Origin of the sequence: Streptomyces sp. NPDC048018 (assembly GCF_043202995.1) — a bacterium.
GTDB lineage: Bacteria > Actinomycetota > Actinomycetes > Streptomycetales > Streptomycetaceae > Streptomyces.
Window position 1 is genome coordinate 232065 of record NZ_JBIDBK010000009.1, and the last position, 16969, is coordinate 249033.

16 protein-coding genes are annotated in these 16969 nt (G+C 71.7%); 13 read left to right on the plus strand and 3 right to left on the minus strand.

The annotated features are described in order from the left end of the window. The first annotated feature begins 10 nt into the window (after positions 1 to 10). A complete protein-coding gene (locus ACGF1Z_RS29920) occupies positions 11 to 514 on the plus strand; it encodes a TetR family transcriptional regulator (protein WP_393009138.1) in 504 nt (167 codons plus the stop codon). Positions 515 to 805: 291 nt separating this feature from the next. Here ACGF1Z_RS29920 and ACGF1Z_RS29925 read toward each other — a convergent pair whose 3' ends face one another. Then, positions 806 to 1492 (minus strand): ScbR family autoregulator-binding transcription factor, encoded by a 687-nt coding sequence (locus ACGF1Z_RS29925; protein WP_393009139.1) that lies wholly within the window; start codon positions 1490 to 1492, stop codon positions 806 to 808. 173 nt (positions 1493 to 1665) lie between these two features. Further along, on the minus strand, positions 1666 to 2436 hold the full coding sequence (locus tag ACGF1Z_RS29930; protein WP_393009140.1) for a response regulator transcription factor: 771 nt from the start codon (positions 2434 to 2436) through the stop codon (positions 1666 to 1668). A 457-nt stretch (positions 2437 to 2893) separates the two neighbouring features. On the opposite strand from ACGF1Z_RS29930, the gene ACGF1Z_RS29935 reads away from it, so the two are divergent. The 4 genes from ACGF1Z_RS29935 (at position 2894) to ACGF1Z_RS29950 (ending at position 7811) form a co-directional block, all read left to right on the plus strand. Further along, a complete protein-coding gene (locus tag ACGF1Z_RS29935; RefSeq protein WP_393009141.1) occupies positions 2894 to 3817 on the plus strand; it encodes a ScbA/BarX family gamma-butyrolactone biosynthesis protein in 924 nt (307 codons plus the stop codon). Positions 3818 to 3848: 31 nt separating this feature from the next. Beyond that, complete coding sequence (locus ACGF1Z_RS29940) at positions 3849 to 4781, plus strand: NAD-dependent epimerase/dehydratase family protein (RefSeq protein ID WP_393009142.1); 933 nt, start codon at positions 3849 to 3851, stop codon at positions 4779 to 4781. Between the two features lie 116 nt (positions 4782 to 4897). Next, positions 4898 to 5890: an aldo/keto reductase gene (locus ACGF1Z_RS29945; RefSeq protein ID WP_393009143.1), complete on the plus strand. Its 993-nt coding sequence runs from the start codon at positions 4898 to 4900 to the stop codon at positions 5888 to 5890. 166 nt (positions 5891 to 6056) lie between these two features. Then, a complete protein-coding gene (locus tag ACGF1Z_RS29950; RefSeq protein WP_393009144.1) occupies positions 6057 to 7811 on the plus strand; it encodes an acetyl/propionyl/methylcrotonyl-CoA carboxylase subunit alpha in 1755 nt (584 codons plus the stop codon). A gap of 72 nt (positions 7812 to 7883) precedes the next feature. On the opposite strand, the gene ACGF1Z_RS29955 is transcribed toward ACGF1Z_RS29950, so the two are convergent. Further along, positions 7884 to 8783, minus strand: a complete 900-nt coding sequence (locus tag ACGF1Z_RS29955) for a hypothetical protein (RefSeq protein ID WP_393009145.1) — start codon at positions 8781 to 8783, stop codon at positions 7884 to 7886. Between the two features lie 317 nt (positions 8784 to 9100). On the opposite strand from ACGF1Z_RS29955, the gene ACGF1Z_RS29960 reads away from it, so the two are divergent. The 8 genes from ACGF1Z_RS29960 (at position 9101) to fabG (ending at position 16949) form a co-directional block, all read left to right on the plus strand. Continuing rightward, positions 9101 to 10459, plus strand: a complete 1359-nt coding sequence (locus tag ACGF1Z_RS29960; protein ID WP_393009146.1) for an MFS transporter — start codon at positions 9101 to 9103, stop codon at positions 10457 to 10459. Beyond that, positions 10362 to 11021, plus strand: a complete 660-nt coding sequence (locus ACGF1Z_RS29965) for a TetR/AcrR family transcriptional regulator (RefSeq protein WP_393009147.1) — start codon at positions 10362 to 10364, stop codon at positions 11019 to 11021. The genes ACGF1Z_RS29960 and ACGF1Z_RS29965 overlap by 98 nt, the downstream gene beginning before the upstream one ends. A 72-nt stretch (positions 11022 to 11093) precedes the next feature. Next, a complete protein-coding gene (locus ACGF1Z_RS29970; RefSeq protein WP_393009148.1) occupies positions 11094 to 12668 on the plus strand; it encodes an acyl-CoA carboxylase subunit beta in 1575 nt (524 codons plus the stop codon). 263 nt (positions 12669 to 12931) lie between these two features. Continuing rightward, complete coding sequence (locus ACGF1Z_RS29975; RefSeq protein ID WP_376638411.1) at positions 12932 to 13261, plus strand: TcmI family type II polyketide cyclase; 330 nt, start codon at positions 12932 to 12934, stop codon at positions 13259 to 13261. Next, positions 13258 to 14529 carry a beta-ketoacyl-[acyl-carrier-protein] synthase family protein gene (locus ACGF1Z_RS29980; protein ID WP_393009149.1) on the plus strand — a complete coding sequence of 424 codons (1272 nt, stop codon included), beginning with the start codon at positions 13258 to 13260 and terminating at the stop codon, positions 14527 to 14529. The genes ACGF1Z_RS29975 and ACGF1Z_RS29980 overlap by 4 nt, the downstream gene beginning before the upstream one ends. Continuing rightward, positions 14526 to 15740: a ketosynthase chain-length factor gene (locus ACGF1Z_RS29985; RefSeq protein WP_393009150.1), complete on the plus strand. Its 1215-nt coding sequence runs from the start codon at positions 14526 to 14528 to the stop codon at positions 15738 to 15740. The genes ACGF1Z_RS29980 and ACGF1Z_RS29985 overlap by 4 nt, the downstream gene beginning before the upstream one ends. 50 nt (positions 15741 to 15790) lie before the next feature. Next, entirely contained in the window at positions 15791 to 16054 is a 264-nt protein-coding gene (locus tag ACGF1Z_RS29990; RefSeq protein WP_345487417.1) for an acyl carrier protein, read from the plus strand. A gap of 109 nt (positions 16055 to 16163) precedes the next feature. Further along, on the plus strand, positions 16164 to 16949 hold the full coding sequence (gene fabG, locus ACGF1Z_RS29995; protein WP_393009151.1) for a 3-oxoacyl-ACP reductase FabG: 786 nt from the start codon (positions 16164 to 16166) through the stop codon (positions 16947 to 16949). The last annotated feature ends 20 nt before the right edge of the window (positions 16950 to 16969 follow it).

Sequence of the window (16969 nt, forward strand, 5' to 3'; positions counted from 1 at the left end):
GGGTGCCACCGTGGAACTCATCGCGAACGGTCGACTCGCCGACGCGGGACTGGTCAACATCTGCAACACCGCCGGCGTCAGCCGTGGTGCGCTCTACCACCACTTCCCGTCCATCGCGGAGCTGGTGGCGGAGGTCCACACGCAGGCCCAGGACCGCGTCCGGACGCTCGCCGACGACAGCTTCGCGGACGGGGGCGCCGACGCGCCGGCGCGGTTCAGCGTGGCCCTGGGCAGGGCCCTGGCGGACGATCAGCTGGTGCGCGCGGGACTGCGGTTGGCGCCGGACGGCACCGACACCCCGCCCCGGCTGCGCGAGGCGATGCTGGACCGGGTGCGCGCCGAGGTCCTCACGGACTCCCACGAACACCCGGACCGGACGGTCCTGGCGGACCTGGCCGTCGTCGTCACCGCGGGCCTGGAGTCCCTCGGCTACACCGACACCGCCTGGTGGAGCCGGGAGAGCACCGAACGGATATGGGACATGCTGCTGCCGCTGTTCAAGGACGCCGGCTGAGGCCGTGCGAACGCCCGGGCGAGCCCGGACAGCCGGCCGGACGGCCGGCGCGGCGCGGACGACGGTCAGTGCGGCCGGTGCGGGGCGGACGACCCGGGCGGTGGACGGCTCGGACGGTGGACGGCGCGGACGACCCGCTCGGGCGGACCACCCGGTGCGGCGCGGACGACCCGCTCGGGCGGACGGTCCGGTGCGGCACGGCCGGTGCGGAGGCGCGGACTGCTGACGGCCCACTCCGGCCACGCCGGCCGTCCGGCGGAGCCGTCGGCCGGGGCGTGTCCCCCTGGGGTCTCAGGCCTGGGCTGCCGCTGCTGCGGCGGCGGCCTGCTCGGTCAGGACCTCGGCCCTCGCCTCGTCGGCGGCGACGAGGTCGGCCGGCGGCGGGGTGACCCGCAGGTTGCCGATCAGGCCGGGGGCGACCATGCCCGGCAGCAGGAAGCGCCACATGGCGCTGACGCGCTGGGGCAGGTCCTCGCGGTTCGTGTAGACCTGCGACATCACCTGGAGACCGGTGAAGGCGCCGATGATGACGGTGGCGGCGTCGCCGACGTCCAGGCCCGGCAGGATCTCGCCCTGCTGCTGCGCCTCGGCCAGGAGTTCGCCGATGGCGATGGTCGACTGCTCGTAGGGCGTCTCGACGGGGCGGGGGAAGGAGGTCTTCTCCACGGCCAGGCGCACGCTCGCCCGCAGCACCGGATCGCACTGCAGCTGGACGGCGAACGCGAAGGTCAGGTCGATGACCGACTGGAGCTTGGTGGTCCGCTCGGAAGCGAACAGGGCACCGCCGTGCGCGTCGAGCAGCGCCATGGCGATCGACTCTTTGGAGGGGAAGTGGTGGTAGAGGGCTCCACGGGTGAGACCGCTGCGTGCCAGGATCTCGTTGGTGCTCGCGGCGTCGTAGCCGCGGAGGTCGAAGACCTCGGCGGCGGCCTCCAGGATCGCTTGCCTTGATCGCGTTCCGCGTTCCTGCTTTGCCATTACCCCGGATCCTCGCCACTCGCCAACAAACGAAACAGACAAGTCTGCATTCTACTTGCCCGTGCCCCGCTGGCCAGGGGCGCGCAAGCGGAAACGGACAGACTGCGCACTTCCGTCGCGCGCCGGGGTGCGGAGGGTCCTCTCCTCCGGCACCGGACGGCCGCGACGCGCCCTCACGGGTTGCCCAGACGGAAACCGACGCCTCTGACGGTCACGATCCAATGGCTGGATCCGAGCTTGCCGCGCAGGCTGCTCACATGCGTGTCGATGGTGCGCCCCTTGTGCGACCACGCGTCGTCCCAGACCTGGGTCATCAGCTGCCGCCGCGAGACGACGGCGCCGGGCTGGATCGCGAGCATGTGCAGCAGGTCGAACTCCTTGCGGGTGAGGTCCACCGGGCGCCCGTGCAGGGTGACCCTGCGGGTGTCGGCGTCGATCCGGAGCGGGCCGTGCTCGATGGTCCGGGCCGTCGGCGAAGGCCGCACGCGGCGCATCACCGCCCCTATGCGGGCCAGGAGTTCATGGAACCCGTAGGGCTTGACCATGTAGTCGTCCGAGCCGGCCTGCAGTCCGAGGACGCGGTCGAGCTCGCTGCCGCGCTCGGTCACCGCGATGATCGGGGTGTCGCTCATCGCGCGGATGCTCCGGCAGACCTCCAGGCCGTCCAGGTCGGTGAGGTCGAGGTCGAGCAGGATGAGGTCGGCCTGGCGGTGCACCTGGAGGGCCTGGCTCCCGGTGGTCACGCTGTCGGCGCGGTACCCCCGCCGGACCAGGTCCTGGACCAGGGCCTTGGCCGAACGCTCCTCGTTCTCGACGACCAGGATGCGCAGGGCAGGGTGCTCGACCGGGACGTGCAGTCGCGGCGCGGCGGGGTGGGCGTGCTGGGTCACGGGGTGGAGCCGCGCGGGGTGGGCGTCGGTCAGGTCTGCTACCTGCTGGTTCATCTGGTCCTCCCGGAGCGCCGGCGTCAACCGACTGCCAAATGCTCGTCTTGAAGTTCAGGTGCTCGGTGAAGATACCAAACAGACTTGTCTGATTGTCAATGCGTATTGGAGCCGCCGAGTCGGGACCGTCAGGGCATCTCTGACCTGCATAGACACGGAAAATGGGGGGATATACACCGCCCACGGCGGGCCCCTTTGCCCAGCTCGGGCGCCGTGGGACGATGGCCAAGAACCGGCAAAACTGCCGGTTCCTTGATCTCTTTCCGTGATGCTCTTGCTTCGCTGTGCGCAGGCGCGGCGGAGTCTCGGACTCCGTTCTTCGACACGCCCGACCCTAACTTTTTACTTGATTTACCCAACAGACCTGTCTGTATTTTGTTGGGTGTGTGGACCGAACGGGGGCTGTTGCCACACTCAGCAGCTCCGCCCTGCCCGAAAACAGACAGGAGCGCCAGCCATGACCGCAATGCTCGATTCCGCGCCCACGGCTCTCACCACCACCGTCCCGCGCCAGTACGTGCACCGGGCCGCTGTCTCCGAGGTCCTGCTGACCGGCTGGCGGTGGACCGACGAGCCCGACTCCTTCGTGGTGGGGGCCCAGTGGCCGCGCGGCCACTCCCTCTTCGCCCAGTCCGGGGGCTACCAGGACCCGATGCTGCTGGTCGAATCGGTGCGCCAGACCGGCGCGTTGCTCGCCCACGCCGAGTTCGGGGTCGGCTTCGGGCACCAGTTCCTGATGCACTCCATCTCGTTCGCCTCGACGATGGACCTCTTCGTCGCCACGCCCACCCCGACCGAGGTCGAACTGCACACCGTGTGCCACGACATCGTCCGGCGCGGCAAGGAACTCGGCGGCATGCGCTACGAAGTGAACGTGAAGGTCGACGGCGAGACCCTGGCCACCGCCGGCGCCTCCCTGAGCTGCACCCGGCCGACCGTCTACAGACGCCTGCGCGGTGAGCGGCCCACCTGCACCGACCGCCGCCCGGGGCAGCCGATAGACCCGGCCCGGGTGGGCCGCACCGACCCGCAGCACGTGGTGCTCTCCGAGGATCCGGGCGGCAGAGCCAACCGGTGGGAGCTCCGCGTCGACTGCGGCCACCCGATCTTCTTCGACCACCCCGTGGACCACGTCCCCGGCATGGTCCTCCTGGAGGCCGCACGGCAGGCCGCGCACGCCGTGACCGGCATGACCGACGCCGTCGTCCTCGACATGTCCAGCTCCTTCGAGCGCTACGCCGAGTTCGACGCGGCCTGTGTCATCGAGGCGGAGCCGACCGCGGTCGACCCGGCCGGCGACGTCCACGTCCGGGTCCGCGGGACCCAGAACGGCGAGTCCGTCTACGTCACCCACCTCACCCTGCGCACCCGCAGCCGGTGACCCACGACCGTCACGCGACCGGAGCTCCCACGTGCAGAACATCCTGATCACCGGAGCGGGCGGATTCATCGGCGCCCACGTCACCCGCGAGGCCGCCCTCGCCGGCGCCCGGCTGACCCTGACCTCGCACCGCACACCGCCGCGGCCGCCCGCCGCGGGCCGGGCCCGGATCGTCCGGGCGGACCTGGCCCACCCGGAGTCGCTGCACGGACTGTGCGACGGCGTCGACGTCCTCCTGCACTGCGCTTCGCGGATCGGCGGGACACCCGAGGCCAACGAGGCCGTCAACGCCCGGGGCACCGCCGCGCTCGTCGCCGACGCGCAGCGCGCCGGAGTCTCCCGGATCGTCCACCTCAGCACCGCCTCGGTCTACGGACGCGGCATCTTCCGGTGCGCCCGCCCCGAGCAGCTGCCGCGCCGGCCGCAGTCGCCCACCTCGCGGACCCGGGCCGAGGCCGAGGACGCCGTCCTGGCCGCCGGGGGCGTCGTCCTACGGCCTCACCTGGTCTACGGTCCCGGCGACGCCTGGGTCGTCCCCGGGCTCGGCCGGCTGCTGCGGACGCTCCCCGGCACGCCCACCGGCTGGGACGCCCGGCTCTCGGTCATCTCGGCCGCCGAACTCGCCGCCCTGATCGTGGCGGTCGGCCTCGCCCCGCGCGAGCGCCTCACCTCGGACGTCTACCACGCGGCCTATCCCGAGCCGGTCACCGCCTCCGCGCTGCTGCAGGCGGTCGCCGGCCGCATGACTCCCCCGCCGCCCCGGCGGAACATCGGCCTCGCGCACGCCCGTGCCCTGCCGACCGAGGACGGGGCCGCCACCCGCGCCCTGGACATGCTGGCCACCGACCACTGGTTCGACAGCACCCCGCTCTGGGCCGACCTCGGCCGCACCCCGGGCGCCGGATGGGAGGCCGACCTCGCGCGCATGGCGGAGTGGTACCCGGACGCGGCGGCCGCCGCCTGACCCGGTCCCGCTCCCCTGCCGTACGGGGCCCGGCCCGGCCCCGTACGGCACCCCCCAACCCCGATCGCCCCGGTACCGGTGCGCGGTCGGAGATCCAGCACTACTGAAGGACTCACGTGGAATACACCAACCTCGGCCGCAGCGGACTGTCCGTGTCCCGGCTCGTGCTCGGCACGATGAACTTCGGGACGCAGACGTCCGAAGCCGACAGCCACACGATCATGGACCGGGCGCACGACCGCGGCATCAACTTCTTCGACACGGCCAACGTGTACGGCACGCGGCCGGGCGAGCAGCCCACCGAGCCGATCATCGGGCGCTGGTTCGCCGGCGGCAACGGGCGGCGCGAGAAGACCGTGCTGGCCACCAAGGTCTATCTCCCGACCGGCAACTGGCCCAACGAGTCGTACCTGTCGGCGCTCAACATCCGGCGCGCCTGCGAGGCCTCGCTCCAGCGCCTGGGCACCGACTACATCGACGTCTACCAGATGCACCACGTCGACCGGAACACGCCCTGGGAGGAGATCTGGGAGGCCTTCAGCGTCCTGCGCCAGCAGGGCAAGGTCCTCTACTTCGGCTCGTCCAACTTCGCCGGGTGGCACATCGCCCAGGCCCAGGAGGCGGCGAAGGCACGGCACTTCCTCGGTCTGGTCAGCGAGCAGTCCCGGTACAACCTGATGACCCGCTGGGTCGAGCTGGAGGTGCTGCCGGCGGCGCGGCACTACGGCCTCGGGCTGATCCCGTGGGGCCCGCTCAACGGCGGTGTCCTCGGCGGCGTCCTGCGCAAGATGAAGGAGGGCGGCGCCGCGCGCGGCACCTCCGGGCACTCCGCCGGACTGCTCGCCCAGCACCGCGACACCGTCGAGGCGTACGAGAAGCTGTGCGCCGAGATCGGCGAGGACCCGGCGCACGTCGGCCTGGCCTGGCTGCTCGCCCAGGAGGGCGTGACCGGTCCCATCATCGGACCGCGCACCGCCGAGCAGCTCGACGGCTCGCTGCGCGCCCTGACGATCCGGCTCGACGCGACCGTGCTCGCGAAGCTGGACCAGCTGTTCCCGCCGCCCGGCCCGAACGGGGCCAAGCCGGCTCCCGAGGCCTACGCCTGGTGAGCACGCGTCCGTGCTGACCGTCGCCCCGGAGACACCCACCCGTGCGGTGGTGCGTGTCTCCGGGGCGGCACCCGTCCCGCAGGACCGGCCGGGAGCCTCGCCAGAAGCGCGGCGGGCCGGATGTATCCGTACTCTCAGCAGAGACTTTCAGCAGAAGGAAGGCATCGTGCGCAAGGTGCTCATCGCCAACCGTGGCGAGATCGCTGTCCGGGTGGCCCGTGCTTGCCGGGATGCCGGGATCGCCAGTGTGGCCGTCTACGCGGACCCGGACCGGGACGCGCTGCACGTCCGGGCCGCGGACGAGGCGTTCGCGCTGGGTGGCGACACCCCGGCCACCAGCTATCTGGACTTCGACAAGGTGCTGTCGGCGGCCAAGGACTCGGGGGCGGACGCGGTCCACCCCGGTTACGGCTTCCTGTCCGAGAACGCCGAGTTCGCGCAGGCGGTGCTGGACGCCGGTCTGACCTGGATCGGCCCGCCACCGCACGCGATCCGCGACCTCGGCGACAAGGTCGCCGCCCGCCACATCGCCCAGCGCGCCGGCGCGCCGCTCGTGGCCGGCACCCCCGACCCGGTCTCCGGCGCCGACGAGGTCGTCGCCTTCGCCGAGCAGCACGGCCTGCCGATCGCCATCAAGGCCGCCTTCGGCGGCGGCGGCCGCGGCCTGAAGGTCGCCCGCACCCTCGAAGAGGTCCCCGAGCTCTACGACTCCGCCGTCCGCGAGGCCGTCGCCGCCTTCGGCCGCGGCGAGTGCTTCGTCGAGCGCTACCTCGACAAGCCCCGCCACGTCGAGACCCAGTGCCTCGCCGACACCCATGGCAACGTCGTCGTCGTCTCCACCCGCGACTGCTCCCTCCAGCGCCGCCACCAGAAGCTGGTCGAGGAGGCCCCCGCCCCCTTCCTCTCCGATGCCCAGAACGCCCAGCTCTACGCCGCCTCCAAGGCCATCCTCAAGGAAGCCGGCTACGTCGGCGCCGGCACCGTCGAGTTCCTCGTCGGCCAGGACGGCACCATCTCCTTCCTGGAGGTCAACACCCGCCTCCAGGTCGAACACCCGGTCACCGAGGAGGTCACCGGCCTCGACCTCGTCCGCGAGATGTTCCGCATCGCCGACGGCGAGGAACTCGGCTACACCGACCCCGAGATCCGCGGCCACTCCTTCGAGTTCCGCATCAACGGCGAGGACCCCGGCCGCAACTTCCTGCCCGCCCCCGGCACCGTGACCACCTTCACCCCGCCCACCGGCCCCGGCGTCCGCCTCGACGCCGGCGTCGAATCCGGCTCCGTCATCGGCCCCGCCTGGGACTCCCTCCTGGCCAAGCTGATCGTCACCGGCGCCACCCGCGAACAGGCCCTCCAGCGCGCCGCCCGCGCGCTCGCCGAGTTCACGGTCGAAGGCATGGCCACCGCCATCCCCTTCCACCAGGCCGTCGTCACCGACGACGCCTTCACCTCCGCCCCCTTCCGCGTCCACACCCGCTGGATCGAGACCGAGTTCGTCAACGAGATCAAGCCCTTCGCCCCCGCCGGCGCCGAGGCCGACGAGGACGAGACCGGCCGCGAGACCATCGTGGTCGAGGTCGGCGGGCGCCGGCTCGAGGTGTCGCTGCCGAACTCGGTCGGCATGTCGCTGGCCCGCACCGGCCTCGCCGCCGGCGCCAAGCCGAAGCGCCGCGCCGCCAAGAAGTCGGGCCCGACCGCCTCCGGCGACACCCTCGCCTCCCCGATGCAGGGCACCATCGTCAAGGTCGCCGTCGAGGAGGGCCAGGAGGTCAAGGAGGGCGACCTCGTCGTCGTCCTGGAGGCCATGAAGATGGAACAGCCCCTCAACGCCCACCGCTCCGGCACCGTCAGGGGCCTCACCGCCGAGGTCGGCGCCTCCCTCACCTCCGGCGCCGCGATCTGCGAGATCAAGGACTGATCCCCGACCGTCCCACGTGTGAGGGCTCCTGGCGGATCGCCAGGAGCCCTCACCCGTGGTGCCGCGGTGTCGCTACGCGGCCGCGTCCCGTCCGTGGAGCGTCTCGTAGACGTCCCCGGCGTGGTAGTAGGTCCGCCCCGAACGGCTGCGGCGGCGCCACTTCTGCAGGCTGGCGTGGCGGTAGACGCTGCCCGGCGGCATGTCCCACAGGCGGGCGATGTCGGCCGCCGTCATCCAGCGCACCTCCGCCTCCGGGTCCGTCGTCGGACCGGCCGGCGCGGGCACGGCGGCCATGGGGCGGCCCCGGCCGGCCGGAGGTGCCGCGGCCCCCGCGCTCGCGCCGAGGCGCCGGCTGAGCTGGAGCCACTCGTGGCCGACCCAGTGGTGGGAGGCGTCCGCACCGCAGGTGATCGTGGCGGGCAGCTGCGGCCGGCGGGTCTGGACGACCGCGGTCAGCGCGCCGGAGCAGCCGGGCTCGACGCAGTCGCCCACGGGGATGCGGCGGTTCGTCGTCGGGTCGATGACCCCGAGCGCACGACGGACCAGCTGCGCGATCTCGGCGGAGACCTCGCCCGCCGCGTCGTGCGAGGCGAGCCACGTGCCGTTCCGCGTCAGGAAGTTGACCAGGGGGACGACGGCCCGGCGCGGACCCGCCAGGTGGCGCTCCTCCAGGACCAGGCTCGCCCAGGCGCTCAGCACCGCCAGGATCTGGGTCCGCACGTCCGCCGCGCGCAGGTTGAAGGGCATGCCGGGCAGCGGTCCGCCGGACGTGCGCTCCACGGCACGGTCGCCGCCGCTGCCGTCGAGGTGGCGCGCGCACTCCTCGTACAGCTCCGGCAGCCGGTTCAGATCCCGTACCAGGCGCTCGTGGCAGTCCAGGCACAGGCGGCTCGCGGGTGCGGCCGGGCGCCTGGCCCGGCCGGCGCCCTCGCGCCGGACACAGCTCGTTCCGGCACAGACTGTCGTCACCACGGACATGCGGTTTACCCCCTGAGTCTCGGCGACCTCCGGTCGGAGTCGCCCACCGTTCCGGGAACGGTATTTCCGTGATTATCGGAGCCGCAAGACCGGCGGAATGAGCCCTGTAGTACGTGACGCAATTCGAAGAATTCGGCGACTGTGTTTTCCTTGCCCTGACACGAATTCACGCCCCGCTACGGAACCGGCCATTCCTGACACGCCTTGACCGGGATCTGACACGAGAATTCTTGACCGGACGCCCCGGGGCGAAGAAGCTATAGGGCAGATTCCCCTGCCGTGCGCCCGTATTCTCCTCGCCCAAGGATGAGATGAGATCACCACTCGCCGGCACGTTCCAGTCCCTCGCCGTCCGCAACTTCCGGCTGTTCGTGGCGGGGCAGCTCGTCTCCGTCGCCGGCACCTGGATGATGGTCGTCGCCCAGGACTGGGTCGTGCTCTCCCTGACCGGTGACTCCGGGACCGCCCTGGGCGTCGTCACCGCCCTGCAGTTCGCGCCCCTGCTGTTCCTCACCCTCTACGCGGGCGGCCTGGCCGACCGGTACGACAAACGCCGGCTGCTCATGGCGGCGAACCTCGTGTCGGGCGTCCTGGCGCTGCTCCTGGGCCTCCTCGTGCTCACCGGCTCGGCCGGACTGTGGCACGTCTGCCTCTTCGCCCTCGGGCTCGGCATCGTCAACGCCGTCGAGGTGCCCACCCGGATGTCCTTCGTCAGCGAGCTCGTCGGCGGCGACCTGCTGCCCAACGCCTCCGCGCTCAGCGCCGCGTACTTCAACGTGGCGCGGGTGGCCGGCCCGGCGCTCGCGGGCCTGCTGATCGACCGGCTCGGCCCCGGGACCGTGATGCTGCTGAACGCGGTCAGCTACCTGGCGACCGTCGCCGCCCTGCGCGCGGTGCGCCCCGGCGAGCTGCACCGCGCCGGGAACCGGCCCGCGCGGGCTCCCGTCATGGACGGGGTCCGGCACATGGTGAACCGCCGCGACCTGCTGCTGCCGATGATCCTGGTGGCCGTCGTCGGCATGCTGGGCTTCAACTTCCAGCTCACCCTGCCGCTGCTGGCCAAGACCGAGTTCCACGCCGACGCCTCCGCGTTCGGCCTGCTCACCACCGCCTTCGCGGTGGGCTCGCTGCTCGCCGCGTTCGTCACCACCCGCCGCCGCGGCCGGCCCCGGGCCCGGCTCGTCGTCGGCTCGGCCCTCGCGGCCGGGGCGCTGCAGTGCGCGGCCGGACTCGCGCCCACCTTCACCTGGGCCGCGGTGCTGCTGCTGTGCACCGGATTCGGCTCCCTGTACTTCGCCCAGGCCACCAACCACCGCATCCAGCTGGGCACCGATCCCGCCTACCGGGGCCGGGTCATGGCTCTGTACACGCTCGTCTTCCAGGGGACCACCCCCGTCGGCGCCCTCATGATCGGCGCCCTCAGCGAACGCTACGGCGCACGCTCCGGGCTCGTGGCGGGCGGCGCGGCCACGCTCCTCGCCGCCGTCGCCGTGCTCCTCGTCCAGCTCTGCACCGAGCGCCCCCGGTCCCGTACGCCCGACAAGATCCGCACCTCACACGGAGGAACACCCGATGACCATCCAGCAGGCAACGACCGCTCCCGTCCAGGCCGGCTCGGCCGAGGAGCGCAGGGACGTCGTCCAGGCGGCGCGCGCCGTCTTCGCCCGTGAGGGCTGGACCCACACGAACGTCACGGACATCGCCGTGGAGTGCGGCCTCGACGAGGCCACGGTCACCCACTACTTCAAGGACAAGGAGCGCCTGCTGCTCGCCGTCCTGCTGGAGGGCGCGGCCTCGGTGGCCGCCTCGCTGACCGTCATCGCGGAGGAGCACCTCTCCGAGATCACCGACCTGGAGAAGGACCTGACCGAGCTGGGCCGCGCCTGGCTGACCCCGCTGGCCGCCTTCCCCGAGCACTTCGCGATCGTCCGGCACCTCGGCGCCGAGATCGCCACGTGGCCGGCCGGGGTGGTCGAGATGTGGCGCACCGCGGGCCCCCGGCAGGCCAACCGCGAGCTGGCCCGCCGGCTCGCCCGCGTCGCCGACCAGGGGCTGCTGTCCTTCGAGGACCCCGAGCACGCCGCCGAGCGCTTCATCCAGCTGGTGGCGGGCGGCGTCGTCCAGCGCTCCTTCCACGGCGCCCTGCCCCTGTCGGACTTCGAGCGGGACGCGGTCATCCGCGCCGGCGTCGCGGACTTCGTCCGTCTGTACCGCCCCGGGGCCGGCCGCTGATCCGACGGCCCCGCGCCGTACCACCCACGCACGTCCACCCACGACCCGCGACCCATGGAGGTGGGGAACACCATGGCCACACCAGCCACACCGCACGACTCGATCCAGGCCCGGATCGACGAGCTGGCCGAGATCAAGGAGTCCGCGCGGCAGGGCCCCGACCCGGCGGCCACCGAGCGCCAGCACGGCAAGGGCAAGCTGACCGCCCAGGAGCGCATCTCGCTGCTCCTGGACAAGGGATCCTTCAACGAGGTGGAGCCGCTGCGGCGGCACCGCGCCAGCGGCTTCGGGCTGGAGAACAAGAAGCCGTACAGCGACGGCGTGGTGACCGGCTGGGGCACCGTCCACGGCCGGACCGTCTTCGTCTACGCGCACGACTTCCGGATCTTCGGCGGCGCGCTGGGCGAGGCCCACGCCCAGAAGATCCACAAGATCATGGACCTGGCCGAGGCCGCGGGCGCCCCGCTCGTCTCGCTCAACGACGGCGCCGGCGCCCGCATCCAGGAGGGCGTCACCGCCCTCGCCGGCTACGGCGGCATCTTCCAGCGCAACACCCGCTCCTCGGGCGTGATCCCGCAGATCTCGGTGATGCTGGGCCCGTGCGCGGGCGGCGCCGCCTACTCCCCCGCGCTCACGGACTTCGTGTTCATGGTCCGCGAGACCTCGCAGATGTTCATCACCGGCCCGGACGTCGTCAAGGCGGTCACCGGCGAGGAGATCTCGCAGAACGGGCTGGGCGGCGCCGACGTGCACTCGGCCACCTCGGGCGTCTCGCACTTCGCGTACGACACCGAGGAGGAGTGCATCGAGGACGTGCGCTACCTGCTCTCGCTGCTGCCCGCGAACAACCGCGAGCTGTCGCCCGTGGAGCACTCCGGCGACCCCGCCGACCGGATCAACGACGCGCTGCTCGACCTGGTGCCGGCCGGCGCCGGGCAGGCGTACGACATCCGCAAGGTGATCGAGGAGGTCGTCGACGACGGCGACCACTTCGAGGTGCACCCGGCCTGGGCGACGAACATCGTCTGCGCCTTCGCCCGGCTCGACGGGCACGTCGTCGGCATCGTCGCGAACCAGCCGGCCTCGATGGCCGGCGTCCTGGACATCAACGCCTCGGAGAAGGGGGCGCGCTTCGTCCAGTTCTGCGACGCGTTCAACATCCCGCTGATCACCCTGGTCGACGTGCCCGGCTTCCTGCCCGGCGTGGACCAGGAGCACAACGGCATCATCCGGCGCGGCGCCAAGCTGCTCTACGCGTACTGCAACGCCACGGTGCCGCGCATCTCGCTGGTGCTGCGCAAGGCCTACGGCGGCGCGTACATCGTCATGGACTCGCGCTCGATCGGTGCCGACCTGGCACTGGCCTGGCCGACCAACGAGATCGCGGTGATGGGCGCCGAGGGCGCGGCCAACGTCATCTTCCGGCGGGAGATCAACGCCGCCGAGGACCCGGAGGCCGTACGCCGGCAGCGCATCGACGAGTACAAGAACGAGCTCATGCACCCGTACTACGCGGCCGAGCGCGGACTCATCGACGACGTCATCGACCCGCGGGAGACCCGGTCGGTGCTGATCCGCTCCCTCGCGATGCTGCGCGCCAAGCACGCGGACCTGCCGTCGCGGAAGCACGGCAACGCCCCGCAGTAGATCTTGTACTTTCCCTACCGGGATCTGTACTAACACCCCTTGAAAGAGGGGCAGTCGGCGAAGAACATAGATGTCAGAGTCCGGCGCTTTGTCACCGCACCCGGTCACCGAATCCGGTCACCGAATCCGATGGCCCGAGAAGCGCACTCTTTCCTCTCGATCACCCTGTAACTCCGTCCGGTTCCGGCCCTCTTGCTGTCGAACCGTCGACGTGACGTGAAACTCCAGTCCGCCGTACGGCTTTCCGCTTGGAGACAAAACGCATGCACAGCAATCTGATCGTGGCCCGGATGGAGCCCGGAATGAGCGGCAACGTCGCCGACCTCTTCCGCGCGTTCGACGCCACCGAGATGCCGCACCGGATGGGCACGCGTCGGCGTGAGCTCTTCCACTACCGCGGTCTCTACTTCCACCTCCAGGACTTCGACACCGACAACGGTGGCCGGCAGATCGAGGAGGCCAAGACCGACCCGCGCTTCGTGCAGATCAGCGAAGACCTGAAGCCGTTCATCGAGGCCTACGACCCGGCGACCTGGCGGTCCCCGGCGGACGCCATGGCCACCCGCTTCTACCACTGGGAGGCCTCCCAGTGAGCGCCCGACGCGTAGTCATCACGGGCCTCGAGGTCCTCGCCCCCGGCGGCGTGGGCCGCGACGCCTTCTGGTCGCTGCTGAGCGAGGGCCGCACGGCCACCCGCGGCATCACCTTCTTCGACCCGTCGCCGTTCCGTTCCCGGGTCGCCGCCGAGATCGACTTCGACGCCGAGGCCCACGGGCTCAGCCCGCAGGAGATCCGGCGCATGGACCGGGCCGGGCAGTTCGCCGTGGTCGCCGCCCGCGGCGCCGTGGAGGACAGCGGCATCGACCTCGCCGCGCACGCCCCGCACCGCGTCGGCGTCACCGTCGGCACGGCGGTCGGCGCGACGATGGGCCTCGACCAGGAGTACCGGGTCGTCAGCGACGGCGGCCGGCTCAACCTGGTCGACCACAAGTACGCCGTCCCGCACCTCTACAACCACCTGGTGCCGAGCTCCTTCGCCGCCGAGGTGGCCTGGGCGGTCGGCGCCGAGGGCGCCAACGCCGTGGTGTCCACCGGCTGCACGTCCGGCATCGACTCCATCGGCTACGCCGTCGAGCTGATCCGCGAGGGCTCCCTCGACGTGCTGGTCGCCGGCGCCACCGACGCCCCGATCTCGCCGATCACGATGGCGTGCTTCGACGCGATCCGCGCCACCACCCCGCGGCACGACGAGCCGGAGCGCGCCTCGCGCCCGTTCGACGGCACCCGCAACGGCTTCGTCCTCGGCGAGGGCACCGCCTTCTTCGTCCTGGAGGAGCTGGAGAGCGCCCGTCGTCGCGGCGCCCGCATCTACGCCGAGATCGCCGGCTACGCGACCCGCTCCAACGCGTACCACATGACCGGCCTGCGCCCCGACGGCGCCGAGATGGCCGAGGCCATCCGCGTCGCGCTCGACGAGGCGCAGATGAACGGCGACCGGATCGACTACATCAACGCCCACGGCTCCGGCACCAAGCAGAACGACCGCCACGAGACCGCCGCGTTCAAGAAGAGCCTCGGCGACCACGCCTACGCGACGCCGGTCAGCTCCATCAAGTCCATGGTCGGGCACTCCCTCGGCGCCATCGGCGCCATCGAGATCGCCGCGTCGACCCTCGCCATGACGCACAACGTGGTGCCGCCCACGGCGAACCTGACCACCCCCGACCCCGAATGCGATCTCGACTATGTGCCCGTCACCGCGCGGGAGCACCGGACGGACGCCGTGCTGACCGTCGGCAGTGGCTTCGGAGGCTTCCAGAGCGCGATGGTGCTCGCCCGTCCGGAAAGGACCGCCGCATGAACGCCTCCGTAGTGGTGACCGGTCTCGGAGTCGTCGCGCCCAACGGGCTCGGCGCCCAGGAGTACTGGCAGGCCGCCCGCGTCGGCAAGAGCGGCATCGGCCGCATCACCCGCTTCGACCCGAGCCAGTACCCGGCCCAGCTCGCCGGCGAGATCCACGGCTTCGAGGCCTCGGAGCACCTGCCGAGCAAGCTGCTGCCGCAGACCGACCGCATGACGCGCCTCGCGCTCGTCGCCGCGGACTGGGCCCTGGAGGACGCCGGGGTCGTCCCCGGGGAACTGCCCGCCTTCGACATGGGCGTGGTCACCTCCAGCGCCTCCGGCGGCTTCGAGTTCGGCCAGCGCGAGCTGGAGCGGCTGTGGAGCCAGGGTAGCGAGTACGTCAGCGCCTACCAGTCCTTCGCCTGGTTCTACGCCGTCAACAGCGGCCAGATCTCCATCCGGCACGGCATGAAGGGCCCCAGCGGCGTCGTCGTCAGCGAGCAGGCCGGCGGTCTCGACTCCGTCGCGCAGGCCCGGCGCCAGGTCCGCAAGGGCACCCCGCTGGTGGTCTCCGGCTCGGTCGACGCCTCCCTGTGCCCCTGGGGCTGGGTCGCGCAGCTGACCAGCGGCCGGGTCACCACCCAGGCCGACCCGGCCACCGCCTTCCTGCCCTTCGACCAGCGTGCCTCGGGCCACGTCCCGGGCGAGGGCGGCGCCATCCTCATCATGGAGCGCGAGGACGTCGCCCGGGCCCGCGGCGCCAAGGTGTACGGCGAGATCGCGGGATACGGCGCGACCTTCGACCCCAAGCCGGGCAGCGGCCGCCCGCCGGCCCTGCGCCAGGCGATCGAGACCGCCCTGGCCGACGCCGGCGTCAGCGCCCGCGACGTCGACGTGGTCTTCGCCGACGGCGCGGCCGTCCCCGAGCTCGACCGCATCGAGGCCGAGGCGCTGAACGCGGTCTTCGGCCGTGAGCAGGTGCCGGTCACCGTCCCCAAGACGACGACCGGCGCCCTGTACTCGGCCGCGGGCGCCCTGGACCTCGCGACGGTCTTCCTCGCCATGGAGGAGGGGCTGATCCCGCCCACCATGAACACCGACCCGGCCGAGACCTACGGCCTGGACCTCGTCGTCGGCCACCCGCGGACGCACGAGGTGCGCACCGCGCTGGTGCTCGCCCGCGGCCTCGGCGGCTTCAACTCCGCCCTCGTGGTCCGCTCCGCCGACTGACACCCGCACCGCCACTCCACCGACCCGGCAGAACCGGAAAGGAACCATCCATGGCCGAGCAGGCTTTCACCTTCGACGACCTCCGCCGCATCCTGATCGAGGCCGCGGGCGCCGACGACTCCTACAACCTCGACGGCGACATCCTCGACACCGACTTCGAGGAGCTGGGCTACGAGTCCCTGGCCCTCCTGGAGACCGGTGGCCGCATCGAGCGCGAGTACGGCATATCGCTCGACGAGGACATCCTGAGCATCGCGAACACCCCGCGCATGCTGATCGACGCCGTCAACAGCGGTCTCGCCGCGCTGGTCTGACCCGCCGCTCCCCTCCGCACCTCGCCCCCCACATCCCCACTCCCCGCCGGGTGGTGCCTCGCGCACCGCCCGGCGGGCTCCTTTTCCCTCCCCTATGGAGAAGTCACTCATGTCAGATCAGCAGAAGCGGGTCGCCCTGGTCACCGGAGCGACCAGCGGCATCGGCCTGGCGGCCGCCCGGCTCCTGGCCGAGCAGGGCCACCGGGTGTTCATCGGCGCGCGCAGCGCCGACAACGTCGCCGCGACCGTGAAGGAGCTCCAGGCCGAGGGCCTGGAGGTGGACGGCACCACCCTCGACGTGCGTTCCACGGACGACGTGCGGAACTTCGTGCAGGCCGCCGTCGACACCTTCGGGACCGTCGACGTCCTGGTCAACAACGCCGGCCGCAGCGGTGGCGGTGTCACCGCCGACATCGCCGACGAGCTGTGGGACGACGTCATCGACACCAACCTCAACAGCGTCTTCCGGCTGACCCGCGAGGTGCTCAACACCGGCGGCATGCGCCACAAGGACCGCGGCCGCATCATCAACATCGCCTCCACCGCGGGCAAGCAGGGCGTCGTCCTCGGCGCCCCGTACTCGGCCTCCAAGCACGGCGTCGTCGGCTTCACCAAGGCCCTCGGCAACGAGCTCGCCCCCACCGGCATCACCGTCAACGCGGTCTGCCCGGGCTATGTCGAGACCCCGATGGCCCAGCGCGTGCGCCAGGGCTACGCCGCCGCGTACGACACCTCCGAGGACGCCATCCTCGAGAAGTTCCAGGCCAAGATCCCGCTCGGCCGCTACTCGACGCCGGAGGAGGTCGCGGGACTGGTCGGCTACCTGGCCTCCGACACGGCGGCGTCCATCACCGCGCAGGCGCTCAACGTCTGCGGCGGACTCGGCAACTTCTAAAGGTCCAAGGAGAGCTGACC

What these genes read in the sequence shown, in the direction of transcription:
- ACGF1Z_RS29930 (WP_393009140.1), bottom strand. Translation starts at nt 2,436, where the DNA reads ATGAACCAGCAGGTAGCAGACCTGACCGACGCCCACCCCGCGCGGCTC.
- ACGF1Z_RS29960 (WP_393009146.1), top strand. Translation starts at nt 9,101, where the DNA reads ATGAGATCACCACTCGCCGGCACGTTCCAGTCCCTCGCCGTCCGCAAC.
- ACGF1Z_RS29990 (WP_345487417.1), top strand. Translation starts at nt 15,791, where the DNA reads ATGGCCGAGCAGGCTTTCACCTTCGACGACCTCCGCCGCATCCTGATC.
- ACGF1Z_RS29925 (WP_393009139.1), bottom strand. Translation starts at nt 1,492, where the DNA reads ATGGCAAAGCAGGAACGCGGAACGCGATCAAGGCAAGCGATCCTGGAG.
- ACGF1Z_RS29970 (WP_393009148.1), top strand. Translation starts at nt 11,094, where the DNA reads ATGGCCACACCAGCCACACCGCACGACTCGATCCAGGCCCGGATCGAC.
- ACGF1Z_RS29975 (WP_376638411.1), top strand. Translation starts at nt 12,932, where the DNA reads ATGCACAGCAATCTGATCGTGGCCCGGATGGAGCCCGGAATGAGCGGC.
- fabG (WP_393009151.1), top strand. Translation starts at nt 16,164, where the DNA reads ATGTCAGATCAGCAGAAGCGGGTCGCCCTGGTCACCGGAGCGACCAGC.
- ACGF1Z_RS29935 (WP_393009141.1), top strand. Translation starts at nt 2,894, where the DNA reads ATGACCGCAATGCTCGATTCCGCGCCCACGGCTCTCACCACCACCGTC.
- ACGF1Z_RS29965 (WP_393009147.1), top strand. Translation starts at nt 10,362, where the DNA reads ATGACCATCCAGCAGGCAACGACCGCTCCCGTCCAGGCCGGCTCGGCC.
- ACGF1Z_RS29985 (WP_393009150.1), top strand. Translation starts at nt 14,526, where the DNA reads ATGAACGCCTCCGTAGTGGTGACCGGTCTCGGAGTCGTCGCGCCCAAC.